The organism is Stenotrophomonas sp. YJH_SMC_40 (genome assembly GCF_059368615.1).
Genome location: NZ_JCAFRX010000004.1, coordinates 338,310 through 364,080, shown reverse-complemented (window position 1 = coordinate 364,080; position 25,771 = coordinate 338,310). Strand labels below are relative to the sequence as shown.

Below are 25,771 nucleotides of genomic sequence, written 5' to 3'. Positions count from 1 at the left end.
GCCAGCCACCGATCAAGGCTGCAACATTGACCAATGAATAGCCCTAGCCAGCCTCCCCATCAGGAGCTGAAGTTTGAACACCTTGGCCAGGCCCTGGATCGCGCCTTTCTTGGAGGCGATCCGTACCTGCCCGCCGATACTCCTTGGCCTTGCGACGCCAAGGGGAAGCCAATGCTTCATCTTGCGAGCCTACCTGCTCCCTTCATTCAAACGCACATCCCGAAGATCGCAATCAGAGCTCACCTCTGCGTGTCGATCTTCACGCCTTATGACGTTCTTGATGATGCCTATATCGAAACCGCTCTACTGACTGGCGGACGCGTCATCGCTTACGCGCCCCACGAACCCGGCGCAGACAGCGCAGCGCCCCCTTTTGACCCACGCCTGATCACCACTGCCACAGCCTCCATCCCGGATGACGTCGAGAACGGAATCGCCAAGATCGGCGGAATTCCCGCTTGGCTTCAGGACGATTGCGCTGATGGACGGGAATTCATCCTCCAGATCAACGCTTCCCGATTGAACCGGGCAGCACCGACGCATCGAGGAATCCTGGTCGGCGGAATGGGCTATCTGTTGCTTGATCGCAACATTCCCTCACCTTCGACGGACTGCGGTCGATTCGTCATCCAGACCACTTGAGAGCCGCCCATGCAGATACAGATCAGCGGCCAGTATGGCGATCCGCCGTCAGGCGCCCTTTTTGCCCCGCTCCAGAGACAACTGAACATCTGCTTCGAGCGTCATGTGAAGGGGAACTATCTTCGATCCATCACCAAATTCGGAATCGTTCTTCGGATCTCCGGGACGATCTGGACATTCGAACCGGATGGACCAGACCGCTTGAAGCTGTTTCTCAAAAGGCAGCTGCTGACCATGGATATGGTCTACGCCTGCCAGCCCTGGAAAACCATCGACAGGAACGCCCTCGTACCTGTTGTATCAGCAGACATGGCGACCTGTATCGACATGATGATCGAACGCGCACGTTGCGCAGGAGAACTTCTGCAACCCGATCAACTACGGATGGACGTTGCCAATGCGCTTGCAGATTTCGAACGCTACTTCCTGGGTGAGGCTGTCTAGCAAGCAGTGGTGCAGGACGGACGGCAAGTCAAGCATGGCTCGACTCCACATATCCGACGATCGCCCAAAACAAAACGGGCACCCTTGCGGGCGCCCGTTCTGCGGTGATGCCAGGCCTTGCGGCGCGGGATCAGGCTTCGGCGACGACGACGACCTTGACGGTGGTCTCGACGTCGGCGTGCAGGTGGACCAGCACGTCGTATTCGCCGATGTTGCGGAAGGCGCCTTCGCCCAGGATGACTTCGCTCTTTTCCAGCGGCAGGCCGGCGGCGGTGAAGGCCTCGGCGATGTCGCGCGGGCCAACCGAGCCGTACAGCTTGCCTTCGGTCGAAGCGTTGGCGGCGATGGTCACGCTCGCGCCTTCCAGCTTGGCCTTGCGGCCTTCGGCGTCAGCGTGGATGGCCTGGGCCTTGGCTTCGTATTCGGCGCGCTTGGCTTCGAACTCGGCCTTGTTGCTCTCGGTGGCCGGCACGGCCTTGCCCTGCGGCACGAGGAAGTTACGGCCGTAGCCCGGCTTCACGTCGACCAGGTCGCCCAGGTTGCCGAGGTTGGTGACTTTCTGCAGGAGGATCAGCTGCATGGTATTGCTCCAGATAAGTTATTCGTTAGCGAGGCGATGCCCCGCAACAAAGGCTGTCCGAATAGCTGGCACAGCGGGGGCGGCGCCGGGCCGCCCCGCTGGCATCAGACGTCGTGGTTGTCGGTGTACGGGATCAGGGCCAGGAAGCGAGCGCGCTTGACGGCGGTCGCCAGCTGGCGCTGGTACTTCGACTTGGTACCGGTGACGCGGCTCGGCACGATCTTGCCGTTCTCGGTCAGGTACTGGCGCAGGGTGTTGAGATCCTTGTAGTCGATCTCCTTCACACCTTCAGCAGTGAACTTGCAGAACTTGCGGCGACGGAAGAACTTGGACATGGGAAGGCTCCTTAGGCGGCGGAAGCGGCGTCGTCGCCGGCTTCGTTGTCAGCGGTGTTGTTGGACTCGCCTTCTTCGTCGTCACGACGACGGCGCTCACCGCGCTCCGGCTTGTCACCCTTCTCGTCCTTGCTCTTCATGATCAGCGACTGCTCGGTGTCAGCCTCGTCACGCTTGATGACCAGGTTGCGCAGCACGGCGTCGTTGAAGCGGAAGCTCTCGGTCAGTTCGTTCAGAACGGCCTGGTCGGCTTCGATGTTCATCAGCACGTAGTGGGCCTTCACCAGGTTCTGGATCGGGTACGCCAGCTGGCGGCGGCCCCAGTCTTCCAGACGGTGGATGGTGCCGTTGCCGTTCTCGACCAGCGACTTGTAGCGCTCGATCATGGCCGGGACCTGCTCGCTCTGGTCCGGGTGGACCATGAACACGATTTCGTAATGACGACTCATGTTTTTTTCTACCTTTCGGATGTGGCCTTGCGGCCGGACAGCCCCCCGCCGTTGATACCGCGGTGGGGCAAGGATTCCCGCCGGGAGGCAGGAAGCCGCGCATTATGGCGCAGATGGGGGTGCCGGGCAACCGGCGGGTCACAAGGCAACCTGAACCGGGGGCGCAGCCCCCATGCCGACCCAGGCTGGCCGCTACCGGAGCCCCGCACAGCCCAAGAATCCGCCTGGATTCACCCCAGGTCGACGTGAAGGCGATGCTGGCCGCATTCCAGGCACTGGAACAGGCAGCCGACCATCATCCCGTCCCGGCTCAGGTGCGCCAAGACCCAGTCGGTGTCGCGTGGATTGACTGCCGCCACATCGGGCCGGACCTGGTCGAGGATGGGCAGCAGATCGTCGCTGCCGGCGAAACCGAGGAAGGCGCAGGGCCGTTCACAATGGCTCAGCCAGACCGATTGCTGCCAGGACGGGTAGCCCGGCGTGCGCTCGCAGATCTCCAGCAGCAGCTCACGAGCGATGCTCGGCGGCGGGTCGGCCGGGTCTGGCGAGACCCCTTCGATATCACTCCAGCCGGTGAATTCACCCTCGTAGCTGGCCGCCGCCCTGCCGTCGGCGATACACCAGGGGCAAAGGTAATCCGGACGCAGACGGGTGTAGAACGGCCCGCGGTAGCGCAGTGTGCGCGGCTGGCCGCAGCAGTCACAGATTCCGTCGACCTCTTCGAAGGAGAGGGCGTAGGCGTTGGGGTGATAGGTAAAAGCCGGTCGTTCCATCCGTGGGGTCCCTGCCGAGCCCCGCGTGCCGACCAAGGTCGGCAGCTACCGGGACGCGCCGGGCCGTCAGGCCTTGTCGGCGTCGGTGGTGAAGCTCTCGCCGCAGCCACACTCGGCGGTGGCATTGGGGTTGCTGAACGTGAAGGTCTCGCTCAGGCCGTGCTTGCCGAAGTCGATCACGGTACCGTCCACCAGCGCCAGGCTCTTGGCGTCGACATAGATCTTCACGCCATCCTGCTCGAACACGGTATCGCCCTCGCGCTCGTCGCGTGCCAGGTCGGTGATGTGGCCCCAGCCGGAGCAACCGGTCTTGGTCACGCCGAAACGCAGGCCCAGCGCACCGGGGGTCTGGGCGACAAAGCGCTGCACGCGCTCGAAGGCAATGGGGGTCAGGCTGACGGCCATGGGGCTACTCCAGAGGTACGGGGACATTATAAGGAGCCGTCGCCGCGAAAAATGCCTCGCAAGCAGAACGCTGCAACCGGTAAACTCCCGTGTTCACAGATCGAGTCGATCAGCAGAGGATTCAAGTCATGACGGTGGTCAGCGTTGAACATGCGCTTGCCGGGAAGATCCCGGAAGGCGGCGAAGTCACGGTACGCGGATGGGTGCGCACGGTGCGCGGTTCAGCGAATCTGGCCTTCGTGAATGTGAGCGACGGCTCCTGCTTCGCCCCGATCCAGGTCGTGGCCGGCGACAGCCTGGCCAACTTCGACGAGATCAAGCGCCTGACCAGCGGCTGCTCGGTCATCGCCACCGGCACCCTGGTGAAGTCGCAGGGCAAGGGCCAGTCGTTCGAGATCCAGGCCAGTGCAGTGGAAGTGGTCGGCTGGGTCGAAGACCCGCTCACCTACCCGATCCAGCCCAAGCCGATGTCGCCGGAGTTCCTGCGCGAAGTGGCGCACCTGCGCCCGCGCACCAACCTGTTCGGCGCGGTCACCCGCATCCGCAACTGCCTGGCCCAGGCCGTGCACCGTTTCTTCCACGAGAACGGCTTCAACTGGATCAGCACCCCGATCATCACCACCTCCGACGCCGAAGGCGCCGGCCAGATGTTCCGCGTGTCCACCCTGGACATGGTGAACCTGCCGCGCGATGAGAAGGGCGCGATCGATTTCAGCCGCGACTTCTTCGGCAAGGAAACCTTCCTGACCGTGTCCGGCCAACTGAACGTCGAGGCCTACTGCCTGGCGCTGAGCAAGGTCTACACCTTCGGCCCGACCTTCCGCGCCGAGAACAGCCACACCACCCGCCACCTGGCGGAGTTCTGGATGATCGAGCCGGAAATCGCCTTCGCCGACCTGGCCGAAGACGCACGCCTGGCCGAAGAGTTCCTGAAGTACCTGTTCCGTGCGGTGCTGAACGAGCGCAGCGACGACCTGGCCTTCATCGCCGAGCGCGTGGACAAGAACGCGATCACCAAGCTGGAAGACTTCATCAACGCACCGTTCGAGCGCATCGACTACACCGACGCGGTCAGCCTGCTGCAGAAGTCCGGCAGGAAGTTCGACTTCCCGGTCGAATGGGGCCTGGACCTGCAGACCGAGCACGAGCGCTGGCTGACCGAGGAACACGTCGGCCGCCCGGTGGTGGTGACCAACTATCCGGAGCACATCAAGGCCTTCTACATGCGCCTGAACGACGACGGCAAGACCGTTGCCGCGATGGACGTGCTGGCCCCGGGCATCGGCGAGATCATCGGCGGCAGCCAGCGCGAAGAGCGCCTGGACGTGCTGGACGCGCGCATGGCCCAGTTCGGCCTGGATCGCGAACACTACAGCTGGTACCGCGATTTCCGCCGCTATGGCTCGGTGCCGCACGCCGGCTTCGGCCTGGGCTTCGAGCGCCTGGTGGTGTACGTCTGCGGGCTGTCCAACATCCGCGATGCGATCCCCTACCCGCGCGCCCCGGGCAGCGCGGACTTCTAAGCCCCATACGACCACGGAGGTACTGCCCCCATGACCCTGTTCTTCGCCCTCTGTTTCGTCGGCGTTGCAGTGGCCGGGTTCAGTGCCTTCGTGATCTTCTGGCCGCTGACCCTGGTGCACGTGCGCGACCGCCATCCGGCGCTCGCCGCGCGCTTCGGCAGCGGCGCCTTCCTCAAGCCCGATGCCCTGGCCTGGCTGCTGCGCCGCGACTATCGGCAGCAACCGGACCGCTCGCTGTCCGGGCTGGCGACACCGGCCTGGGTATCGCTGCTGACCCTGCTGGCCGGACTGGGCATGGCCGCCCTGCTCTGGCTGGCCTCGCTCTGGTAATACGCTCATGAACGACATCACCGCCTCGCGCGACAGCTGGTGGCTGGCCAGCCTCGGCAACACCCTGATCTGGGCGCGCCTGCGCGTTCGCCCGGCCGGCACCGCCGAAGTGCTCGACAGCGATGGCAACACGCTGAGCTACGACAGCGAAGACACCGCCCGTTCGCAGTTGTTCGACGCCGAGTTCGTCGAGTACGACGGCCTGGACGAGGAGGACGCACTGGTGCGCGGCTTCAGCCTGCACGAAGTGCAGCCGCCGCAGGCCGACAGCGACGAGGGTCTGCGTGGCCGCATGATCCAGTCGCTGGGCGGGCGCGCCTGACCCCTGCATGTTCACCCCGCGCGCCTTCGCCGAGACCGACCTGCTCTGGCTGGACCGCCTGCTGGCGCGCGACCCGTTCGTCACCGTGCTCACCCCCGGCAGCGATGGCCTGCCGGAGCTGACCCGGATGCCGGTGCTGTACCGGCGTGACGGCGACCAGATCGAACTGCGCGGCCACTGGGCCCGCGCCAACCCGCAGTCGCGCCACAGCGGCGCGGCCAAGGTACTGGTCGATGGCCCACACGGCTACGTCTCGGCCAGCTGGTATCCGGACAAGGAGCCCGCCGCGCGGGTACCCACCTGGAACTACGCCGCTGCCGAGCTGCGTGGCCAGCTGCAGACCTTCGACGACGCTGATGCGCTGGCCGAACTGGTCGGCGCGATCAGCGACCGCTTCGAAGCCAGCGTCGGCCAGGCCTGGCGGTTCGATGCCGCGCGCGCCGAACACGGCCCGGAGCTGCGCGCCATCGTCGGCTTCCGCTTCCAGGTGGAACACGTGCAGCTGAAGCTGAAACTCAGCCAGAACCATCCCGACGCCAACCAGCAGGCCGTGATCGCCGCACTGGAAGCGCTCGCCTCCCCGTCCTCCCATGAGCTGGCGCAGTGGATGCGCTGGCACCGTGAACAGTCCGCCTCCAGCGGCTGATCACCCCAGCTTCCCGCGACGGCGCGACCAGAACGGCCGCGCCTTGCCCCCACCCGACGCCAGGGATACCGCACATGAAAGACATCCACCGCCTGCTGCAGAACAACCGCGACTGGGCCGACCGCATCGCCAAGGAAGACCCTGAGTTCTTCCAGCAGCTGTCCAAGCAGCAGCATCCGGAATACCTGTGGATCGGCTGCTCCGACTCGCGGGTGCCGGCCAACCAGATCATCGGCATGGCCCCGGGTGAAGTGTTCGTGCACCGCAACGTCGCCAACGTGGTCGCGCACACCGACCTGAACTGCCTGAGCGTGGTGCAGTACGCGGTGGACCAGTTGAAGGTGAAGCACATCCTGATCGTCGGCCACTACGGCTGCGGCGGCGTGCACGCCTGCCTGCACAATACCCGCGTCGGCCTGGCCGACAACTGGCTGCGGCATGTCGGCGACGTGGTGCAGAAGCACCAGGGCATCCTCGATGCGATCGAGGATGACGAGCTGAAGCATGCCCGCCTGTGCGAACTGAACGTGATCGAGCAGGTCGCCAACCTGTGCCGTTCGACCATCGTCGAGGACGCCTGGGCGCGCGGGCAGAAGCTGATGGTGCACGGCTGGGTCTACAGCCTGAAGAACGGCCGGGTCAGCGAAATGGGCATCGATGTCGGTGGACCGGAAGAGCTGAAGCCAGCCTATGAAAAGGCACTGTCCTACGTGCCCCGCCAGGGCCGGCGCGACTGACCTCACTACGGACCACGACCATGCTCGCCTCGCCGATCAACCTGCACGCCTGGATCGAAGAAAACCGCCACCTGCTGAAGCCGCCGGTGGGCAACAAGATGATCGACAACGGCGACTTCATCGTGATGGTCGTGGGCGGGCCGAATTCGCGCACCGACTATCACTACGACGAAGGCCCGGAGTGGTTCTACCAGCTCGAGGGCGAGATGGTGCTGAAGGTGCAGGAGGACGGCGCGGTGCGCGACATTCCGATCCGCGCCGGCGAGATCTTCCTGTTGCCGGCCAGGGTGCCGCACTCGCCGCGGCGCCCGCCCGGCGGCATCGGCCTGGTGGTCGAGCGCAAGCGCCTGCCGCACGAGAAGGACGGCGTGATCTGGCATTGCGAACGCTGCAACCACAAGCTGCACGAAGAGTTCTTCCCGCTGCAGAACATCGAGACCGACCTGCCCAAGGTGTTCGCGCGCTATCACGCCAGCCTGGAGCTGCGTACCTGCAGCCAGTGCGGGCACGTGGATCCGCTGCCGGTGCCGGCGGCGGGCTGACGCCCACACCGGTAGGCGCCCACTTTGGTGGGCGCATGGATCCACGCGCGCCAACCAAGGTGGGCCACTACCAGAAAACGCGGCGCTCGAAGCGTGGCCGCGTCTACCGGGCCATGCCCCAGGCGCTACACTGGCGGTCCCGTTGCAGCCTGTTGCCCGACCATGTCCGACCTGCTCAGCCGCACCCACGCCATTGCCCTGGACGCCGCCGATCCGCTGCGCCCGCTGCGTAACGAATTCCTGATTCCGCGCCATGGCGGTGGCGAGCAGACCTACTTCGTCGGCAACTCGCTGGGCCTGCAGCCGCGTGGCGCCCAGGCCGCGGTGCAGGAAGTGATGAAGCAATGGGGCGAGCTGGCGGTGGAAGGCCACTTCACCGGCCCGACGCAGTGGCTGTCCTACCACCGCCTGGTGAGCGCGCAGCTGGCCCGCGTGGTCGGTGCACTGCCCAGCGAAGTGGTGGCGATGAACACGCTGAGCGTGAACCTGCACCTGATGATGGTCAGCTTCTACCGACCGACCGCGCAGCGTCCGGTGATCCTGATGGAAGCCGGTGCGTTCCCGACCGACCGACACGCGGTCGAAGCGCAGATCCGTTTCCACGGGTTCGACCCCGCCGAGTGCCTGGTGGAAGTGCAACCGGACGAAGCCAACGGAACGATCTCGCTCACCGCGATCGAGCGCGCCATCGCCGAACACGGTCCGCGCCTTGCACTGGTGCTGTGGCCCGGCGTGCAGTACCGCACCGGCCAGGCCTTCGACCTCGATGCAATCACCCGTGCTGCCCGCCTGCAGGGCGCGCGCATCGGCTTCGACCTGGCGCACTCGGTCGGCAACCTGCCGCTGCGCCTGCATGACGTCGCACCCGATTTCGCCGTGTGGTGCCACTACAAATACCTCAACAGCGGCCCGGGTGCGGTGGCCGGCGCGTTCGTGCACGAGCGCCATCACCGCGACACCACGCTGCCGCGCTTTGCCGGCTGGTGGGGCCATGAGGAAGCCACCCGCTTCCAGATGGCACCGCAGTTCACCCCCGCCATCGGTGCCGAAGGCTGGCAGCTCAGCAATCCGCCGATCCTCGGCCTGGCGCCGCTGCGCGCGTCGCTGGACCTGTTCGAGCGCGCCGGCATGGAGGCACTGCGCAGCAAGTCGCTGGCGTTGACCGGCATGCTCGAAGCGCTTGTACGTGCACGCCTGTCCGGCGTGCTCGACATCATCACCCCGGCCGAGCCGCAGCGCCGCGGCTGCCAGCTGTCATTGCGCGTGATCGGTGGGCGCGAGCGCGGCCGTGCGCTGTTCGAGCACCTGCGCGGCATCGGCGTGCTCGGCGACTGGCGCGAGCCGGACGTGATCCGCATCTCGCCCACCCCGCTCTACAACCGCTATCTGGACGTGCACCACTTCGTCGAGGAAGTGGAAGCCTGGGCCGGCCTCTGAGCCGGTCCCTCCCCTACTGCTGGACAGTTCGTTGATCGCACATGCTTCCCGCTCGTTGAGCATTATCGGTGCCGGCCTCGCCGGGTCGCTGCTGGCCATCCTGCTGTCACGCCAGGGCTGGCGCATCACCCTGTACGAACGCCGTGGCGATCCACGCGTGGCCGACTACGAGAGCGGCCGCTCGATCAACCTGGCGCTGGCCGAGCGTGGGCGCAATGCGCTGCGCCAGGCCGGTGTGGAAGACGAGGTCATGGCGCGCGCGGTGATGATGCGCGGACGCATGGTGCATCCGCGCGAAGGCGAACCGCAGCTGCAGCGCTATGGCCGCGACGACAGCGAAGTGATCTGGTCGATCCATCGCAGCGACCTCAACACCACGCTGCTGGAACTGGCCGAACAGGCTGGCGCGACCGTACACTTCCACCGCCGCCTGCACACCGTCGATTTCGATGCCGGCTACGCACGCTTCATCGACGACCGCGACGACAGCCCGCATGACATCCGATTCGACACCCTGATCGGTGCCGATGGTGCAGGCTCGGCCCTGCGCGCGGCGATGAACCGGCGGGCGCCGCTGGGCGAGGAAATCGCGTTCCTCGATCACTCCTACAAGGAGCTGGAAATTCCGCCGGCCGACGATGGCAGCTTCCGCATCGAGCGCAACGCGCTGCATATCTGGCCGCGCGGCCATTACATGTGCATCGCCCTGCCCAATCACGAAGGCACCTTCACCGTCACTTTGTTCCTGCCCAACCAGGGCGATCCCAGCTTCGCCACGATCAATACCGGCGCGCAGGCCGAGGCGCTGTTCGCGCGCGAGTTCGCCGACACCCTGCCGCTGATCCCGAACCTGCGCGCAGACTGGGAACAGCACCCGCCGGGCCTGCTTGGCACGCTGACGCTCGATCGCTGGCACCAGCAGGGCCGTGCCGTGCTGATCGGCGACGCCGCGCATGCGATGGTGCCGTTCCACGGCCAGGGCATGAACTGCGCGTTCGAGGACTGCGTTGCGCTGGCCCGCCACCTGATGGAGGCCGATGATCTGGAAGGTGCGTTCGCCGCGTTCGAAGCCGAGCGCAAGCCGAATGCACGTGCCATCCAGCAGATGGCGCTCGAGAACTACCTGGAAATGCGCGACCGCGTCGCCGACCCTGCATTCCTGCTGCAGCGCGAACTGGAACAGGAACTGCAGCGGCGCTGGCCGACCCGCTTCGTGCCGCACTACACCATGGTCACCTTCCTGCACACGCCGTACGCCGAGGCGCTGCGCCGCACCGAACTGCAACGCGACATGCTGGTGGCCGCCACCACCGGCCATGATTCACTGGACAACATCGACTGGGCCGCGCTGGAAGCGCAGATTCATGCGCAGCTGCCGGTCCTGGAGGGCGCGCACTGATGGCTGACAGCTTCCTGTTCTACGATCTGGAAACCTTCGGCCAGGACCCGCGGCGCACGCGCATCTCGCAGTTCGCCGCCATCCGCACCGACGCCGATCTCAACGAAATCGACACCCCGGTCAGCTTCTTCGTGCGCCCGGCCGATGACCTGCTGCCCTCGCCGATGGCCACCCTGGTTACCGGCATCACCCCGCAGCAGGCACTGGCCGAGGGCATCAGCGAGGCCGAGGCCTTCGACCGCATCAACGAGCAGCTGTCGCGCCCCGGCACCTGCGCGCTGGGCTACAACACGCTGCGCTTCGACGATGAGTTCGTCCGCTACGGGCTGTTCCGCAACTTCCACGACCCGTACGAACGCGAGTGGCGCAACGGCAATTCGCGCTGGGACCTGCTGGACATGCTGCGGCTGATGCGCGCGATGCGCCCGGACGGCATCCAGTGGCCGCTGCGCGAGGATGGCGCCACCTCATTCAAACTTGAGCACTTGGCCGAGGCCAACCACGTGCGCGAAGGCGATGCACACGAAGCACTGTCCGACGTGCGCGCCACCATCGGCATGGCGCGGCTGTTCAAGCAGTCGCAACCACGCCTGTGGGACTACGCCCTGAAGCTGCGCGACAAGCGTTTCGTCGGCGGCCTGCTGGACGTGGCCGCGATGAAGCCGGTGCTGCACATTTCCATGCGCTACCCGGCCAGCCGCCTGTGCGCGGCACCGGTGCTGCCGTTGGCCGTGCACCCGACCATCAACAACCGGGTGATCGTATTCGACCTGGAAGGCGAGATCGACGACCTGCTGGAACTGCCGGCCGAGGTGATCGCACAGCGCCTGTACATGCGCGCCAGCGAGCTGCCCGAAGGCGCGGCACGGGTACCTCTGAAGGAAGTGCATCTGAACAAGGTGCCGGCGCTGATCGCCTGGAACCACCTGCGCGCCGATGATCACGCGCGCCTCGGCCTGGATGTGGCTGCGATCGAAGCCAAGGTGGAGCGCTTGCGCGCGTTCGCCCCGCAGCTGGCCGAGAAGGCCCGGCAGGTCTACAACCAGCCCCGCGCCGCCACCGTGGCCGACGTCGATGCCTCGCTGTACGACGGCTTCCTCGGCAACGGTGACAAGCCGCTGCTTGCGCTTGCACGCACCACTGCGCCCGAGCAGCTGGCCGCGCTGGAAGGTCGCTTCCGCGACCCGCGCCTGCCGGAGCTGCTGTTCCGCTACCGCGCGCGCAATCATCCCGACAGCCTCGCGCCGCCTGAACGCCAGCGCTGGCAGGATTACCGCCGCCAGCGCCTGCTCGGAGACGGCGGCCTGGGCGAACTCAACCTGCCCCAGTACCAGCAGCAGCTGGATGCACTGGCCGCCGAAGCGCCCGATGACACCCGGCGCCAGGCCCTGCTGCAATCGCTGCGCGACTGGGGCCAGCACCTGCAGGAGACGCTGTGAGCACTTATTTCTCGGACGCCAGCTTCAAGTTCCTGCGCAGCCTTGCGCGGCACAACGACAAGGCCTGGTTCAACGATCACCGCCAGCAGTACGAAGACCACGTGCGGCAGCCGTTCCTGCGCCTGCTGGGCGACCTGCAGCCGGCGCTGGCCGAGGTCAGCGAGCACTTCCGCGCCGATACCCGTGGCGTCGGTGGTTCGCTGTTCCGCATCCATCGTGACGCGCGTTTTTCCAACGACAAGTCGCCGTACAAGACCTGGCAGGGTGCACGCCTGTTCCATGAGCGCCGCCGCGAAGTGGCCGCGCCCTCGTTCTACGTGCACCTGCAGCCGGGCGAGAGTTTCGTCGGCGCTGGCCTGTGGCATCCGGAACCGGAAACCCAGCGCCGCGTACGCCACTTCATCCTCGACAATCCGGGCAGCTGGAAGGCCGCCGCGCATGCACCGGCCCTGCGCAAACGCTTCGATTTCGAGGAGAGCGAAAAGCTGGTGCGGCCCCCGCGTGGCTTCCCGGCCGACTTCGAGTTCATCGACGACCTCAAGCACCGCAACTGGGTGATGTGGCGCTCGCTGGACGATGCCACCATGACCGGCCCGCGCCTGCTGTCCACGCTGGGCAAGGACCTGGCTGGGCTCGGCCCGTTCGTTGACTACCTGTGCGCGGCGCTGGACCTGGAGTTCTGAGCCGCATCACCTGCCGTTCACCACTGGCTGCCTCACTTGCGGCAGTCTGGACAGCATGAAGAAGCTCACTGCACTGGCCGTGCTGCTGGTCCTGGCCTTGGCTGCGTGGTGGTTCGGCGGCCCGTACATGGCCGTGCATGGCCTGTCCAAGGCCATCGAAGAACGCGACACGGCGCGACTGGAACGCTATGTCGATTTCCCTCGCGTGCGCAGCAGCCTGCGCGCCCAGCTCAACGACTATCTGGTACGCCAGGCCGGCCCGGATGTAGCGGCCAGCCCGTTCGGCGCCCTGCTCTACGGCCTTGGCGACCAGCTCGGCGGTGCAGCGGTGGAAACCATGGTGACCCCGACCGGGATCGGCGCAATGCTGCAGGGCCACGTGCTGTGGAAGCGCGGCCGCAATGAACTGCAGGGCGGTGATGCCTTCGGCGCGACCGAGCCGGCACGGCCATTGAAGAACGCCGAGCATCACTTCGAAGCGCTGGACCGCTTCGTGATCGACGTCGATCGCGGCCCCGACCAGCCGCCGATGAAAGTGGTGCTGGAACCGCAGGGCCTGCGCTGGAAGGTGGTGGATCTGCAGTTGGGGATGTCGGGCACCCCGTGACGGGTCATGCCCTTCGACGGTGCTGCTTTCGGTAGGTGCCCACCTTGGTGGGCATGGATCCAGGACGGCGCCAACCAAGGTTGGCGACTACCGCGGTACAGCGCTCTGGTAGATGCCCACCTTGGTGGGCGTCGATGCATGGCAGTGCCAACCAACGGTTGGCACCCACCCGGCATGGTCTCACCCCTCGTTGGCGACACCGTGCGGTACGTGGCCGGCGGCCACGTGTTCGCGCGCACTGTCGATGTTGTGCTGCGAATCATCGAAGAAGATGTCGGCACCGAACGCCTGCAGGAACGGCCCCTTGTGGCGGCCGCCGAGGAACAGCGCTTCGTCCAGGCGCACTCCCCACTCGCGCAGGGTGCGGATTACGCGCTCATGCGCCGGTGCCGAGCGTGCGGTCACCAGCGCAGTGCGGATCGGCGCGCTCTCGCCGGCCGGGAACACTTCCTGCAGCGTATGCAGGGCCGACAGGAAACCGCGGAATGGGCCGCCGCTGAGGGGTTCGCGGGCCCGTTCACGCTCGTGCCGGCCAAACGCCTCCACGCCCTGCTCGCGTGAGATGCGCTCGCTCTCGTCACCGAAGATCACTGCGTCACCGTCGAAGGCGATGCGCAACTGGCCGGCCGGGCGACCGGTATCGATCTGGTCGGCCGCCGCGGCGGCGGTTTCGCCAGGCGGCTTGGGCAGAATGGTCGCCGCGGCGATGCCGTGGCGCAGCGCGCTGCGCACCGATTCCGGGTTGGCCGACAGGAACAGGTCGGTGCCGAACGGCTTCACGTACGGCCAGGTCGGCTCGCCGGCGGTGAACGTTGCGCGGATGATGCCCAGGCCGTAGTGCTGGATCGAATTGAAGATGCGCAGGCCGGTATCGGCCGAGTTGCGCGACAGCAGGATCACCTCGACGCGAGGATTCTCCGGGCTGGCCCCCTGGTTCAAAGCCAGCAGCTTGCGCACCACCGGGAAGGCCACGCCGGGGCCGAGGATATCGTCCTCGTGCTGGCGCTGGAATTCGGCATAGGCCGCCACGCCATCGCTCTCGAACAGCGCGTGGCTTTCCTCGAGGTCGAACAGCGCGCGCGAGGTCACCGCGACGGTCAGCAAACGGGGGGAGTTGTCGCCCATCGGTGGGGGTCCTTCAAGCGGTCGGCACGGCCGGCTGCCCATTGTCCTCAAAAAACGAACTGTTCGCTCAGGATCCGGTCTTCCAGGTTGTGCTCCGGGTCGAACAGCAGGGTCACGCGGCGGTCCTTCGACTCACGGATGGTCACCTCGACCACGTCGCGGGTCTCGTGCGAATCGGCAGTCACGCTGACCGGGCGCTTGTACGGATCGAGCACGCGGAAGCGCACTTCGGTATCAGCCTTCAGGATCGCGCCGCGCCAGCGCCGCGGCCGGTACGGGGCCAACGGCGTCAGCGCGATGGTGTGCGAGCCCAGCGGCAGCACCGGACCATGCGCGGAATAGTTGTAGGCGGTGCTGCCGGCCGGGGTGGCCACCAGCACGCCGTCGCCGATCAGTTCGGCCACGCGCTCCTGGCCGTTCAGATCGATGCCGATATGCGCGGCCTGCCGGGTCTGGCGCAGGAGCGAAACGTCGTTGTAGGCCAGCGAGCCGGTACTGGTGCCGGACTCGGTCAGCGCCACCATTTCCAGCGGGCGCAGGTTGGCCGGTTCTGCGCGTGCGATGCGGGCCTGCACGTCGTCGTCTCCACGGTACTGGTTCATCAGGAAGCCGACCGTGCCCAGCTTCATGCCGAACACCGGCTTGCCCAGGTGCCCATGCCGATGCAGGGTCTGCAGCATGAAGCCGTCGCCCCCCAGCGGGCACAGCACGTCGGCCTGCTCCGGCGCGTGATCGCCATAACGCGAGATCATCGCCGCGCGGGCCATCTGCGCGGGCTCGGCGGTGCTGGCCAGGAAAGCGATGCGGGGGGTGTCGCTCATCGGTGGATCCGGGTGGGTGTGCCTGCAAGAGCATACCCGGTAGTGCCGGCCGCTGGCCGGCAGCTGCACCCGGTTGCGGTTCATGCGGCTGCCGGCCAGCGCCCGGCACTACCGTGCAATGCAGAACGGCCCCGCTTTCGCGGGGCCGTTCCGGTTCACGCATGCCAGGCATGGCCTGGCACTACTTCACTTACGCGCCGTGTGCCGCCAGCTGGCCCAGGCGCTGCACCGCGACCGAAACGGTCGGGTAGTCCAGGGTCTTCTGCTCGGCCAGTTCGGCCAGCATCGCCAGGGTGAAGCGCAGGCTGTTGTCGTCACGGCCCATCCAGGCTGCGACCTTGGCTTCCGCGCTGCTGCCCTTGGTGCCCAGCACCTGGCCGGCCAGGTTGCGGTGGTTGGCGGCCAGCTCGTCACGCAGCACGCCACGTGCCACGGCGTGCCAACGACCGTTGACCTCCAGCGCATCGACCTGCTCGAACAGCCACGGCAGCTGCAGGGCATCGCCCAGGCGGAAGTGGACCTTGGACACGTCCACCGGCTTCAGCTTGCGGGTGCGGGCCAGTTCGATGATGTCGAACGCCGGCTCCAAGAAGTGCAGTTCGGCCAGCTGCTGCGCCAGCGCGGACGGCAGGCCCTTTTCCTTCCACTCGGCCACCAGGGCTTCGTAGGTCGGACGCTGCGAATCCGGCAGCACACCCGAGGCAACGCGGATGTCGTTGAACGGACCCTGGTAGCGGTTGACCGCTTCGGTGATGCCCGGCATCGCGCCCGGGCGCGACAGCAGCCAACGCACGAACGAACGCTGCAGCTTCCAGATCACTTCCAGTGCGTCGATCTGCACCGACTCCGGCACCTTGCCGTCGAGTGCATCGATCTGCGCCCACAGCGCGCGCGCATCCAGCGTTTCGCGGCTGATGGTGTAGGCCTTGGCGACTTCGGCGATGGAACGGCCGGTGTCTTCCTGCATGCGCATCAGGAAGGTGGCGCCCATGCGGTTGATGGTCTGGTTGGTCACGGCCGTGGCGATGATTTCGCGCTTCAGGCGGTGACGCTCCATCGCGTCGGCGTACTTCTTCTGCAGCGGGGTCGGGAAGTAACGCTGCAGTTCCTTGGACAGGTACGGATCTTCCGGGATGTCCGATTCCAGCAGCTGGGCGAACGCCACCAGCTTCGAGTAGGACAGCAGCACCGACAGTTCCGGGCGGGTCAGGCCCTGGCCGCGTGCCTTGCGCTGGGACAGCTCGGCGTCGGACGGCAGGAACTCGATCTGGCGATCCAGCAGGCCCTGCTGTTCCAGGGTACGGATGAAGTGCTGCTTGGAACCCAGGCGCTTGACCGCCATCCGCTCCATCAGGCTCAGCGCCTGGTTCTGGCGGTAGTTGTCATTGAGCACCAGCTCGGCGACTTCATCGGTCATCGAGGCCAGCAGCTTGTTGCGCTGCTCGACGGTCAGCTTCTTGGCCCGCACCACATCGTTGAGCAGGATCTTGATGTTGACTTCGTGGTCGGAGGTGTCCACACCGGCCGAGTTGTCGATGAAGTCGGTGTTGAGCAGCACGCCGGCCTGGGCGGCTTCGATGCGGCCCAGCTGGGTCATGCCCAGGTTGCCGCCCTCGCCCACCACCTTGCAGCGCAGCTCGCCACCGTTCACGCGCAGGGCGTTGTTGGCGCGGTCGCCGACATCGCTGTGCTGCTCGCTGGCAGCCTTCACGTAGGTACCGATGCCGCCGTTCCACAGCAGGTCGACCGGTGCCTTCAGGATCGCGCTCATCAGATCGTTCGGCGACAGCGCCTTGACGTTGTCATCCAGGCCCAGCGCTTCACGCACCTGCGGGGTGATCTCGATCGACTTCAGGCTGCGAGGGTACACGCCGCCGCCCTTGCTGATCAGCTTGGCGTCGTAGTCCGCCCAGCTCGAACGCGGCACGGTGAACAGGCGCTCACGTTCGACGAACGTGGTGGCCGCATCCGGGTTCGGGTCCAGGAAGATGTGGCGGTGGTCGAAGGCAGCGACCAGGCGGATGTGGCGCGACAGCAGCATGCCGTTGCCGAACACGTCGCCGGACATGTCGCCGACGCCGACCGCAGTGAAGTCCTGGGTCTGGCTGTCACGGCCCAGCGCACGGAAGTGGCGCTTGACCGATTCCCACGCACCGCGTGCGGTGATGCCCATGCCCTTGTGGTCATAGCCAACCGAACCACCGGAGGCGAACGCATCGCCCATCCAGAAGCCGTGCGCGATGGCCAGGCCGTTGGCGATGTCGGAGAAGGTCGCGGTGCCCTTGTCGGCGGCCACCACCAGGTACGGATCGTCCATGTCGTGGCGCACGACATCCACCGGCGGCACGATCTTGTTGTTGACGATGTTGTCGGTGATGTCCAGCAGGCCCTGGATGAACAGCTTGTAGCAGGCCACGCCGTTGGCGAAGATCGCGTCGCGGTCGCCGTTCACCGGCGGGGTCTTGGCGAAGAAGCCGCCCTTCGCGCCGACCGGCACGATCACGGTGTTCTTGACCATCTGAGCCTTGACCAGGCCCAGCACTTCGGTACGGAAGTCTTCGCGACGATCCGACCAGCGCAGGCCACCACGGGCGACCGCGCCGAAGCGCAGGTGGGTACCTTCCACGCGCGGGCCGTAGACGAAGATCTCGCGGTACGGGCGCGGCTTCGGCAGGTCCGGCACCAGCGCCGAATCAAACTTGAAGCTGATGACATGGCCGTGCTGGCCGTTGGCATCGGTCTGGTAGTAGCTGGTGCGCAGGGTCGCGTCGATCACGCCCATGAACGAGCGCAGGATGCGGTCCTCGTCCAGGCTGGACACACGGTCCATCAGCTTCAGCAGCGCATCGCGCGCGGCCTGCATCTGCGCGTCGCGGTCACCCTTGCGGGCGTCGACCACGGTCTTGAGCACCTTCAGGGTGGCGTCGTCGCCAGCAGCCAGCACATCGAAGTGGGCCTTCAGCTGGGCCTGGCCGGCGGCGATGTCGTCCTTGCTCTCGTGGCCGGTAGCCGGATCGAAGCGCGCTTCGAACAGCTCGACCAGCAGTCGGGCCAGCAGCGGGTAGCGCGCGAAGGTGCCTTCCACGTAGGCCTGCGAGAACGGCACGCCGGTCTGCAGCAGGTACTTGCAGTAGCCACGCAGCATGGCGACCTGGCGCCAGTGCAGGCCGGCAGCCAGCACCAGGCGGTTGAAGCCGTCGTTCTCGGCATCGCCGTGCCAGACGCGGGCAAAGGTCTCGCCGAAGGCTTCATCGACGCTGGCGGCATCGATCGCGCCGGCGGTCGATTCGACCTCGAAGTCCTGCACGTACACCGGGGCGTTGTCGACCGACAGGCGGTACGGACGCTCGGCGATCACGCGCAGGCCCATGTTTTCCATCATCGGCAGCGCGTCCGACAGCGGGATGTCGTCCAGCTGGCGATACAGCTTCAGGCGCAGGCCATCGCCGCTTTCGCGCGGCACGGCCTGCAGGCTCAGGCGCAGGTCGTCCGGGCCGGTCAGGGCATCAAGCTGGCTGACATCGTTGGCCGCAACAGCCGTGCTGTTGTCTTCGATGTAACCGGCCGGCAGGGCCCTGCCGATACGGGCGGCGATGCGCAGGCCTTCGGTCTCGCCGTGGCGGGCCACCAGCGCTTCGCGCAGGTCGTCCTGCCAGTTGCGCAGCACCTGGGCCAGCTTCTGCTCCAGTTCGGCGGTATCAACGTCGAGCATTTCACCCGGCTTCGGGCGCACGATCAGGTGCACCTGGGCCAGCGGCGATTCGCCCAGCACCACCGAGCTATCCACGTACTCACCGTGCAGCGCGTCCTTCAGCATCGCCTCGATGCGCAGGCGCACGTCGGTGTTGAAGCGCTCGCGCGGCAGGTAGACCAGCGCGGAAATGAAACGGCTGTACTTGTCGCGGCGCAGGAACAGGCGGCTGCGCACGCGTTCCTGCAGGCCCAGCACGCCCATCGCGGTGCGGAACAGTTCGTCCTCGCTGGACTGGAACAGTTCTTCGCGCGGCAGCGTTTCCAGGATGTGGCGCAGGGCCTTGCCACTGTGGCTGGCCGGGGCCAGGCCGGACTGCTTCATCACGTGCTCGTGGCGCTGGCGCACCAGCGGGATCTCCCACGGGCGACGGTTGTAGGCGCTGGAGGTGAACAGGCCAAGGAAGCGCTGCTCGCCGATGATCTTGCCCTTGGCGTCGAATTCCAGCACGCCGATGTAGTCCATGTAGCCGGCGCGGTGCACGCGCGAACGGGCATTGGTCTTGGTCAGGATCAGCGCGTCCTTCAGGCCGGACGTGGCGTTCAGGCCCTGCGCGGCCAGGGTCTTGACCGGGCGGGCCGCGGACTTGTCCTTGCCGCGCATCAGGCCCAGGCCGGTGTCGTTCAGCGGCGCCAGTACGTCTTCCTTGCCCTGCTTCTCGACGCGGTACTCGCGGTAGCCGAAGAAGGTGAAGTGGTTGTCGGCGGCCCAGCGCAGGAACTCCTGTGCTTCCTTGCGCGATGCATCGTCGACCGGCAGCTGGCGCTTGCCCAGGTCGTCGGCCAGTGCCAGTGCCTTGTCCTTCATCGGCTGCCAGTCGCGCACGATCGCGCGCACTTCGTCCAGCGCCTTGTTGATGGCCTGTTCGATGGCGGCCATCGCTTCGGCCGGCTGGCGGTCGATCTCCAGCAGCATCACCGACTCGGCATCACCCTCGCCGACCTTGACCAGCTTGCCGGCCTTGTCGCGGGTGAAGCGCAGCACCGGGTGGCCCAGCACGTGGACGCCCACGCCCTGCTCGGCCAGCGACATGGTGACCGTATCGACGAGGAACGGCATGTCATCGTTGACGATCTGCAGCACGGTGTGCGGCGATTCCCAACCGTTGGCCTTCGCGGTCGGATTGAACACGCGGACGTTGGCCTTGCCGGCCTTGCGGGCACGCGCGAATTCCAGCGTCTCAGCCGCGAGAGCGGCCCACTCTTCAGCGCTGTGGTGCGGGAACTCGTCCGATTCCATGCGCTTGTAGAAGTCAGTGGCAAAGGCCACTGCTTCGGCCTGTGCGGCCGCGGGGTAGCGCTTGCGCAAGGCCGTGTACACCGGCTCCAGGGAGAAACCAGCGGTCACTGCGACCTCCGACTCTGCTGGTTTCGTCTTGTTCTTCACGGTCTTGGCTGCGGTTTTTTGCGGTTTCATGGCAGAGCGATGCGCTTGCTCAGTTGGGAAAATGAAATTGTAGCCCTACCGCGCGAAAAGGCCTTGCTGCAGGACGGAATAAGCAGATTCGGGTTTGCTGCGGTTCAAACGCCTATTCAGTTCGCACCGGTATGGTGCTGGCGCCTGTTTCAGCACTGCCGACAGGATCGGCAAAACGTGTTACCGGAAGACACACGCGGCGACGCCGACGCGATTCCACAATCCTGAACTGGACGGTATAGTCCACCGCGTGAACCCGGCCTACCTCCCCGTTGCCCTCGATGCACGCGATGAGCGTGTGTTCGACGCCGTACGCGAACTGCTGGCCCAGCAGGGCATGCAGATGAGCATGGAGGCGGTGGCCCAGCACGCCGGCTGCTCCAAGCAGACCCTGTACTCGCGCTACGGCAGCAAGCAGGAACTGCTGCGCCGGGTGATGCAGCGCCACGTCGGCCACGCTACCGGCGCCATGGTTCGTGCACTCCGCACTGACGACCTGCGTGCCAGCCTGCTCCAGTTCGCCACCGACTTCCTGGAGCACTTCAACCAACCGCACGTGGGCCAGGCTTGCCGGCTGATCGCCGCCGACGCGGCCCAGTTTCCCGAAGAGGCGCGTACGCTGTACCGGCACGGAGCCGGCGCACTGACGCTTCATCTTGCTGAATGGATTGAAACCGTTTGCATGCGTGGCCAGCTCCGGCATGACGACCCGCACTTCATGGCCGAACTGCTGCTGAGCATGATTGCCGGTCAGGATTTCGACAAACAGCGTTTCCATACCCCCCATCGTGATGACGCGCGGCTGCGTCGGCGCTGGGCAGAGTTCTCCGTCGACAGCTTCCTGCGTGCCTTCGCGCCTCAGCCGTCGCCGGCCCCGTCTTCAAACCAACCCCGGAGTTCCTCCTGATGACCGCCCCACTCCGCACCCTTGCCTTGACGTGCGCCGTTGCTGTCGCGCTGGCTGCCTGCAAGAAGCCGGAACAGCAGACGCCCCCGCCGCCGGAGGTGGGCGTGATCGACGCCAAGCCGCAGACCCTGCCGCTGCAGCGCGAGCTGGTCGGTCGCCTGTCGCCGTTCCGCAGCGCCGACGTGCGTGCGCGCGTGCCGGGCGTGCTGCTCAAGCGCGTCTACCAGGAAGGCTCGCAGGTCAAGCAGGGCCAGACCCTGTTCCTGATCGACCCAGCGCCGCTGCGTGCCTCGCTCAACGCCTCCGAAGCACAGCTGGCCTCGGCCCGCGCGACCTACGCCAACGCCAAGGTGGCCGCCGACCGTGCACGTTCGCTGGCGCCGCAGCAGTTCGTCTCCAAGTCCGACCTGGACAACGCTGAATCGGCCGAGCGTACCGCGCTGGCGGCGGTCAAGCAGGCCGAAGCGGCGGTGACTTCCTCGCGCATCAGCCTGGGCTACACCGAAGTAACCGCACCGATCAGCGGCGTGGCCAACAAGCAGCAGGTCACCGAAGGCGCGCTGGTTGGCCAGGGCGATGTGACCCTGCTGACCACCGTCGACCAGCTCGACCCGCTGTACGTGAACTTCTCGCTGAGCGTGGACGAGCTGACCCAGCTGCGCGCGCAACAGGCCAAGGGCGCGCTGGCGCTGTCGGGCGACGGCAAGGCCACGGTGAACGTCAAGCTGGCCGATGGCAGCACCTACAGCGAGCCGGGCACCCTGGACTTCTCCTCGACCACGGTCGACCCGGCCACCGGTGCGGTGTCGTTGCGTGCGTTGCTGCCGAACCCGCAGCAGATCCTGCTGCCGGGCGCCTTCGTCAGCTTCCAGGCCAACCTGGGCGAACGCAACAATGCCTTCCTGGTACCGCAGCAGGCCCTGCTGCGCGACACCACCGGCGGCTACGTGATGGTGGTCGGCGCCGACGGCAAGGTCGCGCGCAAGAACGTGAAGACCGATGGCGCGCAGAACGGCAACTGGCTGGTCAGCGACGGCCTGGCCGCCGGCGACAAGGTGATCGTGGCCGGCGTGCAGAAGGTCAAGGAAGGTGCACCGGCGGTGGCCAAGCCGTGGACCCCGGGGCAGGACGCCAACGGCAAGCCGGCCGCAGGCGGCGCCGCTGCGCCGGGCACCGCACCGGCTGCTGGCAAGGCACCGGCCGACGCGGCCAAGCCCGAGCAGGCCGATGCGGCCAAGCCGGCCGCCACCGATTCGAACAAGCAGTAACGGGAACCTTCCGTCATGCCTAAATTTTTCATCGAACATCCAGTCTTCGCCTGGGTGGTGGCGATCCTGATCTCGCTCAGCGGCGTGATCGCGATCCTCAACCTGGGCGTGGAGTCCTATCCCAACATCGCCCCACCGCAGGTCACCGTCTCGGCCACCTACCCGGGCGCCAGTGCCGACACCACGGAAAAATCGGTCACCCAGGTGATCGAGCAGCAGCTGACCGGTATCGATCACCTGCTGTACTTCAGCTCTTCCTCGTCGTCCAACGGCCGTGCGCAGATCACCCTGACCTTCGAGACGGGTACCGATCCGGACATCGCCCAGGTGCAGGTGCAGAACAAGGTCTCGCTGGCCACGCCCCGACTGCCTTCGGAAGTGACCCAGCAGGGCGTGGTGGTGGCCAAGGCCAACGCCGGCTTCCTGATGGTGGTGGCGCTGCAGTCCGATACCCCGACCATCAACCGTGATGCGCTGAACGACATCGTTGGTTCGCGCGTGCTCGACCAGGTCTCGCGTATCCCCGGCGTCGGCAGCACCCAGCAGTTCGGTTCCGAGTACGCCATGAACATCTGGCTGAACCCGGAAAAGATGCAGGGTTATGGCCTGTCGGCCAGCCAGGTGCTGGCTGCGGTGCGCGCGCAGAACGTGCAGTTCGCCGCCGGTGCGCTTGGCTCGGATCCGTCGCCGGAAGGCCAGCACTTCACCGCCACGGTCTCGGCCGAAGGCCGCTTCAGTTCGCCGCAGGAGTTCGAGAACATCATCCTGCGCGCCAACGCTGACGGCTCGCGGGTGCTGTTGAAGGACATCGCCCGCGTTGCCTTCGGTGCCAACAACTACGGTTTCGACACCCAGTACAACGGCAAGCCGACCGGTGCCTTCGCCATCCAGCTGCTGCCGGGCGCCAACGCCCTGAACGTGGCCGAGGCGGTGCGCGCCAAGATGGACGAGCTGCAACCCAGCTTCCCGTCCGGCGTGACCTGGTTCTCGCCGTACGACAGCACCACCTTCGTCAAGATCTCGATCCAGGAAGTGGTCAAGACGCTGTTTGAAGCAGTGTTCCTGGTGTTCCTGGTGATGCTGATCTTCCTGCAGAACTTCCGCGCCACGCTGATCCCGACCCTGGTCATCCCGGTGGCGCTGCTCGGTACCTTCCTGGGCATGTGGATGATCGGCTTCACGATCAACCAGCTGACCCTGTTCGCGATGGTGCTGGCGATCGGCATCGTGGTCGATGACGCGATCGTGGTGATCGAGAACGTCGAACGCATCATGACCGAGGAAGGCCTGGCGCCGAAGCCGGCCACGCAGAAGGCGATGACCCAGATCACCGGCGCGGTGGTGGCGATCACCGTCGTGCTGGCTGCGGTGTTCATCCCGTCCGCCCTGCAGGGCGGCGCCGCCGGTGAGATCTACAAGCAGTTCGCCCTGACCATCGCCATTTCGATGGCGTTCTCGGCGTTCCTGGCGCTGGGCTTCACCCCGGCGCTGTGCGCGACCTTCCTCAAGCCGACGCACAACGACAATCCGAACATCGTCTACCGCACCTTCAACAAGTACTACGACAAGATCAGCCACACCTATGTCGGCCACATCACCTCGGCGGTGCGCCATGCGCCGCGCTGGATGATCCTGTTCGTGGTGCTCACCGCACTGTGCGGCTTCCTGTTCACCCGCATGCCGGGCAGCTTCCTGCCGGAAGAAGACCAGGGCTATGCGCTGGCGATCGTGCAGCTGCCGCCGGGCTCGACCAAGGGCCAGACCAACGAAGTGTTCGCGCAGATGCGTGGCATCCTGGAAAAGCAGGATGGCTATGAAGGCATGCTGCAGGTGGCCGGCTTCAGCTTCGTCGGTTCCGGCGAGAACGTCGGCATGGGCTTCATCCGCCTGAAGCCGTGGGAGGAACGCAAGTTCACCGCGCCCGAGTTCATCCAGAACATGAACGGCGCGTTCTACGGCATCAAGGAAGCGCAGATCTTCGTGGTCAACCTGCCCACCGTGCAGGGCCTTGGCCAGTTCGGCGGCTTCGACATGTGGCTGCAGGACCGCAGCGGTGCCGGTTACGAGCAGCTGACGCAGGCCCGCAACATCCTGCTCGGCCAGGCCGCGCAGAAGCCGGACCACCTGGTCGGCGTGCGCCCGAACGGCCTGGAAAACGCGCCGCAGCTGCAGCTGCATGTAGACCGCGTGCAGGCGCAGTCGATGGGCATGTCGGTGTCGGACGTGTACAGCACCATCCAGCTGATGCTGGCCCCGGTGTACGTCAACGACTTCTTCTACGAAGGCCGCATCAAGCGCGTGACCATGCAGGCCGATGGTCCGTATCGCACCGGCCAGGAGTCGCTGAAGAGCTTCTACAGCCCCTCCAGCCTGACCAAGAACGCCGATGGCACCAATTCGATGATCCCGCTGAACACGGTGGTCAAGTCCGAATGGGTGTCGGCACCGCCGTCGCTGAGCCGCTACAACGGCTACTCGGCGATCAACATCGTCGGCTCGCAGGCCCCGGGTACCAGCTCGGGCGAGGCGATGCAGACCATGGAGAGCATCGTCAACGACGACCTGCCGGCCGGCTTCGGCTACGACTGGTCGGGCATGTCCTACCAGGAAATCCTGGCTGGCAACGCGGCGACGCTGCTGCTGGTGCTGTCGATCGTAGTGGTGTTCCTGTGCCTGGCCGCGCTGTATGAGAGCTGGTCGATCCCGGTGGCAGTGCTGCTGGTGGTGCCGCTGGGTGTGCTCGGTGCCCTCGGCCTGTCGATGCTGCGCGGCCTGCCCAACGATCTGTTCTTCAAGATCGGCCTGATCACCGTGATCGGCCTGGCGGCGAAGAACGCGATCCTGATCGTGGAGTTCGCGGTGGAGCAGCGCGCCGCCGGCAAGAACCTGCGCGATGCCACCATCGAAGCAGCCCGCCTGCGTTTCCGCCCGATCCTGATGACCTCGTTCGCGTTCATCATGGGCGTGATCCCGATGGCGATCTCCACCGGCGCGGGCGCCAATTCCCGCCACGCCATCGGTACCGGCGTGATCGGCGGCATGCTGTTCGCCACCCTGCTCGGCCTGTTGATGATCCCGGTGTTCTTCGTGGTCGTGCGCCGCATGCTGGGCGACAAGCTGGATGAACCGTCCAAGGAGTTCATGGAACGCCAGCGCGACGCGGATGCAGCACACCGTCCGGATCGTTGAT

Annotated in this window: 24 protein-coding genes; 16 read left to right on the top strand and 8 right to left on the bottom strand. The window is 66.1% G+C overall.

From position 1 onward, the window contains the following. Positions 1-33: 33 nt before the first annotated feature. Both AC5P6X_RS10045 and AC5P6X_RS10040 read left to right on the top strand, forming a co-directional pair. Positions 34-642, top strand: coding sequence for a DUF1963 domain-containing protein (locus AC5P6X_RS10045; protein ID WP_108270220.1), 609 nt, complete (start codon positions 34-36; stop codon positions 640-642). Between the two features lie 9 nt (positions 643-651). Continuing rightward, positions 652-1,086: a hypothetical protein gene (locus AC5P6X_RS10040; RefSeq protein ID WP_329756832.1), complete on the top strand. Its 435-nt coding sequence runs from the start codon at positions 652-654 to the stop codon at positions 1,084-1,086. 130 nt (positions 1,087-1,216) lie between these two features. Here the strand turns inward: AC5P6X_RS10040 and rplI are convergent, their stop codons facing one another. From rplI to AC5P6X_RS10015, 5 genes are all read right to left on the bottom strand, one after another. Beyond that, entirely contained in the window at positions 1,217-1,666 is a 450-nt protein-coding gene (rplI, locus tag AC5P6X_RS10035; RefSeq protein ID WP_005410227.1) for a 50S ribosomal protein L9, read from the bottom strand. A 104-nt stretch (positions 1,667-1,770) separates the two neighbouring features. Beyond that, positions 1,771-2,001 carry a 30S ribosomal protein S18 gene (gene rpsR, locus AC5P6X_RS10030; protein WP_002804494.1) on the bottom strand — a complete coding sequence of 77 codons (231 nt, stop codon included), beginning with the start codon at positions 1,999-2,001 and terminating at the stop codon, positions 1,771-1,773. An 11-nt stretch (positions 2,002-2,012) separates the two neighbouring features. After that, positions 2,013-2,450 (bottom strand): 30S ribosomal protein S6, encoded by a 438-nt coding sequence (rpsF, locus tag AC5P6X_RS10025; protein ID WP_005410228.1) that lies wholly within the window; start codon positions 2,448-2,450, stop codon positions 2,013-2,015. A 230-nt stretch (positions 2,451-2,680) separates the two neighbouring features. Further along, complete coding sequence (locus AC5P6X_RS10020) at positions 2,681-3,223, bottom strand: CbrC family protein (RefSeq protein ID WP_049448999.1); 543 nt, start codon at positions 3,221-3,223, stop codon at positions 2,681-2,683. A gap of 66 nt (positions 3,224-3,289) precedes the next feature. Further along, positions 3,290-3,628: a HesB/IscA family protein gene (locus AC5P6X_RS10015; RefSeq protein ID WP_005410230.1), complete on the bottom strand. Its 339-nt coding sequence runs from the start codon at positions 3,626-3,628 to the stop codon at positions 3,290-3,292. A 128-nt stretch (positions 3,629-3,756) separates the two neighbouring features. On the opposite strand from AC5P6X_RS10015, the gene asnS reads away from it, so the two are divergent. The 11 genes from asnS (at position 3,757) to AC5P6X_RS09960 (ending at position 13,293) form a co-directional block, all read left to right on the top strand. Next, positions 3,757-5,151, top strand: a complete 1,395-nt coding sequence (gene asnS / locus AC5P6X_RS10010) for an asparagine--tRNA ligase (protein WP_005410231.1) — start codon at positions 3,757-3,759, stop codon at positions 5,149-5,151. 30 nt (positions 5,152-5,181) lie between these two features. Then, positions 5,182-5,481: a hypothetical protein gene (locus tag AC5P6X_RS10005; RefSeq protein ID WP_005410232.1), complete on the top strand. Its 300-nt coding sequence runs from the start codon at positions 5,182-5,184 to the stop codon at positions 5,479-5,481. 7 nt (positions 5,482-5,488) lie between these two features. Beyond that, entirely contained in the window at positions 5,489-5,803 is a 315-nt protein-coding gene (locus tag AC5P6X_RS10000; RefSeq protein WP_006453002.1) for a hypothetical protein, read from the top strand. A 7-nt stretch (positions 5,804-5,810) separates the two neighbouring features. Further along, complete coding sequence (locus tag AC5P6X_RS09995; protein ID WP_049448997.1) at positions 5,811-6,449, top strand: FMN-binding negative transcriptional regulator; 639 nt, start codon at positions 5,811-5,813, stop codon at positions 6,447-6,449. 74 nt (positions 6,450-6,523) lie between these two features. Beyond that, a complete protein-coding gene (gene can / locus AC5P6X_RS09990) occupies positions 6,524-7,186 on the top strand; it encodes a carbonate dehydratase (protein ID WP_005413910.1) in 663 nt (220 codons plus the stop codon). Between the two features lie 20 nt (positions 7,187-7,206). Further along, the gene (locus AC5P6X_RS09985) at positions 7,207-7,728 is read left to right on the top strand and encodes a 3-hydroxyanthranilate 3,4-dioxygenase (RefSeq protein WP_005413911.1); all 522 of its coding nucleotides are present in this window, start codon (positions 7,207-7,209) and stop codon (positions 7,726-7,728) included. Positions 7,729-7,890: 162 nt separating this feature from the next. After that, complete coding sequence (kynU, locus tag AC5P6X_RS09980; RefSeq protein ID WP_012480764.1) at positions 7,891-9,165, top strand: kynureninase; 1,275 nt, start codon at positions 7,891-7,893, stop codon at positions 9,163-9,165. Positions 9,166-9,196: 31 nt separating this feature from the next. Next, the gene (locus AC5P6X_RS09975) at positions 9,197-10,564 is read left to right on the top strand and encodes an FAD-dependent oxidoreductase (RefSeq protein WP_033835128.1); all 1,368 of its coding nucleotides are present in this window, start codon (positions 9,197-9,199) and stop codon (positions 10,562-10,564) included. After that, positions 10,564-12,003, top strand: a complete 1,440-nt coding sequence (sbcB, locus tag AC5P6X_RS09970) for an exodeoxyribonuclease I (protein WP_049403118.1) — start codon at positions 10,564-10,566, stop codon at positions 12,001-12,003. The genes AC5P6X_RS09975 and sbcB overlap by 1 nt, the downstream gene beginning before the upstream one ends. Next, a complete protein-coding gene (locus AC5P6X_RS09965) occupies positions 12,000-12,686 on the top strand; it encodes a DUF2461 domain-containing protein (protein WP_005410240.1) in 687 nt (228 codons plus the stop codon). The genes sbcB and AC5P6X_RS09965 overlap by 4 nt, the downstream gene beginning before the upstream one ends. 55 nt (positions 12,687-12,741) lie before the next feature. Then, on the top strand, positions 12,742-13,293 hold the full coding sequence (locus tag AC5P6X_RS09960) for a DUF2939 domain-containing protein (protein ID WP_049448993.1): 552 nt from the start codon (positions 12,742-12,744) through the stop codon (positions 13,291-13,293). A 180-nt stretch (positions 13,294-13,473) separates the two neighbouring features. On the opposite strand, the gene AC5P6X_RS09955 is transcribed toward AC5P6X_RS09960, so the two are convergent. The 3 genes from AC5P6X_RS09955 to AC5P6X_RS09945 form a co-directional block, all read right to left on the bottom strand. After that, on the bottom strand, positions 13,474-14,418 hold the full coding sequence (locus AC5P6X_RS09955; RefSeq protein ID WP_005410242.1) for a 5'-nucleotidase: 945 nt from the start codon (positions 14,416-14,418) through the stop codon (positions 13,474-13,476). Between the two features lie 47 nt (positions 14,419-14,465). Then, positions 14,466-15,239: an NAD kinase gene (locus AC5P6X_RS09950; protein WP_005410243.1), complete on the bottom strand. Its 774-nt coding sequence runs from the start codon at positions 15,237-15,239 to the stop codon at positions 14,466-14,468. A gap of 190 nt (positions 15,240-15,429) precedes the next feature. Further along, on the bottom strand, positions 15,430-20,406 hold the full coding sequence (locus AC5P6X_RS09945; RefSeq protein ID WP_005410244.1) for an NAD-glutamate dehydrogenase: 4,977 nt from the start codon (positions 20,404-20,406) through the stop codon (positions 15,430-15,432). 250 nt (positions 20,407-20,656) lie between these two features. Here AC5P6X_RS09945 and AC5P6X_RS09940 point away from each other — a divergent pair, with 250 nt between their 5' ends. From AC5P6X_RS09940 to AC5P6X_RS09930, 3 genes are read left to right on the top strand one after another with little or no spacing between them, the layout of a single operon-like run. Beyond that, positions 20,657-21,313: a TetR/AcrR family transcriptional regulator gene (locus tag AC5P6X_RS09940; protein ID WP_005410245.1), complete on the top strand. Its 657-nt coding sequence runs from the start codon at positions 20,657-20,659 to the stop codon at positions 21,311-21,313. Then, positions 21,313-22,581 (top strand): efflux RND transporter periplasmic adaptor subunit, encoded by a 1,269-nt coding sequence (locus tag AC5P6X_RS09935; RefSeq protein ID WP_329756828.1) that lies wholly within the window; start codon positions 21,313-21,315, stop codon positions 22,579-22,581. The genes AC5P6X_RS09940 and AC5P6X_RS09935 overlap by 1 nt, the downstream gene beginning before the upstream one ends. Positions 22,582-22,596: 15 nt before the next feature. Further along, positions 22,597-25,770, top strand: coding sequence for a multidrug efflux RND transporter permease subunit (locus AC5P6X_RS09930; protein WP_099481432.1), 3,174 nt, complete (start codon positions 22,597-22,599; stop codon positions 25,768-25,770). Position 25,771 lies beyond the last annotated feature (1 nt).

Coding starts and splice junctions, on each gene's coding strand:
- AC5P6X_RS10045 (WP_108270220.1), top strand. CDS start 34: ATGAATAGCCCTAGCCAGCCTCCCCATCAGGAGCTGAAGTTTGAACAC.
- AC5P6X_RS10040 (WP_329756832.1), top strand. CDS start 652: ATGCAGATACAGATCAGCGGCCAGTATGGCGATCCGCCGTCAGGCGCC.
- rplI (WP_005410227.1), bottom strand. CDS start 1,666: ATGCAGCTGATCCTCCTGCAGAAAGTCACCAACCTCGGCAACCTGGGC.
- rpsR (WP_002804494.1), bottom strand. CDS start 2,001: ATGTCCAAGTTCTTCCGTCGCCGCAAGTTCTGCAAGTTCACTGCTGAA.
- rpsF (WP_005410228.1), bottom strand. CDS start 2,450: ATGAGTCGTCATTACGAAATCGTGTTCATGGTCCACCCGGACCAGAGC.
- AC5P6X_RS10020 (WP_049448999.1), bottom strand. CDS start 3,223: ATGGAACGACCGGCTTTTACCTATCACCCCAACGCCTACGCCCTCTCC.
- AC5P6X_RS10015 (WP_005410230.1), bottom strand. CDS start 3,628: ATGGCCGTCAGCCTGACCCCCATTGCCTTCGAGCGCGTGCAGCGCTTT.
- asnS (WP_005410231.1), top strand. CDS start 3,757: ATGACGGTGGTCAGCGTTGAACATGCGCTTGCCGGGAAGATCCCGGAA.
- AC5P6X_RS10005 (WP_005410232.1), top strand. CDS start 5,182: ATGACCCTGTTCTTCGCCCTCTGTTTCGTCGGCGTTGCAGTGGCCGGG.
- AC5P6X_RS10000 (WP_006453002.1), top strand. CDS start 5,489: ATGAACGACATCACCGCCTCGCGCGACAGCTGGTGGCTGGCCAGCCTC.
- AC5P6X_RS09995 (WP_049448997.1), top strand. CDS start 5,811: ATGTTCACCCCGCGCGCCTTCGCCGAGACCGACCTGCTCTGGCTGGAC.
- can (WP_005413910.1), top strand. CDS start 6,524: ATGAAAGACATCCACCGCCTGCTGCAGAACAACCGCGACTGGGCCGAC.
- AC5P6X_RS09985 (WP_005413911.1), top strand. CDS start 7,207: ATGCTCGCCTCGCCGATCAACCTGCACGCCTGGATCGAAGAAAACCGC.
- kynU (WP_012480764.1), top strand. CDS start 7,891: ATGTCCGACCTGCTCAGCCGCACCCACGCCATTGCCCTGGACGCCGCC.
- sbcB (WP_049403118.1), top strand. CDS start 10,564: ATGGCTGACAGCTTCCTGTTCTACGATCTGGAAACCTTCGGCCAGGAC.
- AC5P6X_RS09960 (WP_049448993.1), top strand. CDS start 12,742: ATGAAGAAGCTCACTGCACTGGCCGTGCTGCTGGTCCTGGCCTTGGCT.
- AC5P6X_RS09955 (WP_005410242.1), bottom strand. CDS start 14,418: ATGGGCGACAACTCCCCCCGTTTGCTGACCGTCGCGGTGACCTCGCGC.
- AC5P6X_RS09950 (WP_005410243.1), bottom strand. CDS start 15,239: ATGAGCGACACCCCCCGCATCGCTTTCCTGGCCAGCACCGCCGAGCCC.
- AC5P6X_RS09945 (WP_005410244.1), bottom strand. CDS start 20,406: ATGAAACCGCAAAAAACCGCAGCCAAGACCGTGAAGAACAAGACGAAA.
- AC5P6X_RS09935 (WP_329756828.1), top strand. CDS start 21,313: ATGACCGCCCCACTCCGCACCCTTGCCTTGACGTGCGCCGTTGCTGTC.
- AC5P6X_RS09930 (WP_099481432.1), top strand. CDS start 22,597: ATGCCTAAATTTTTCATCGAACATCCAGTCTTCGCCTGGGTGGTGGCG.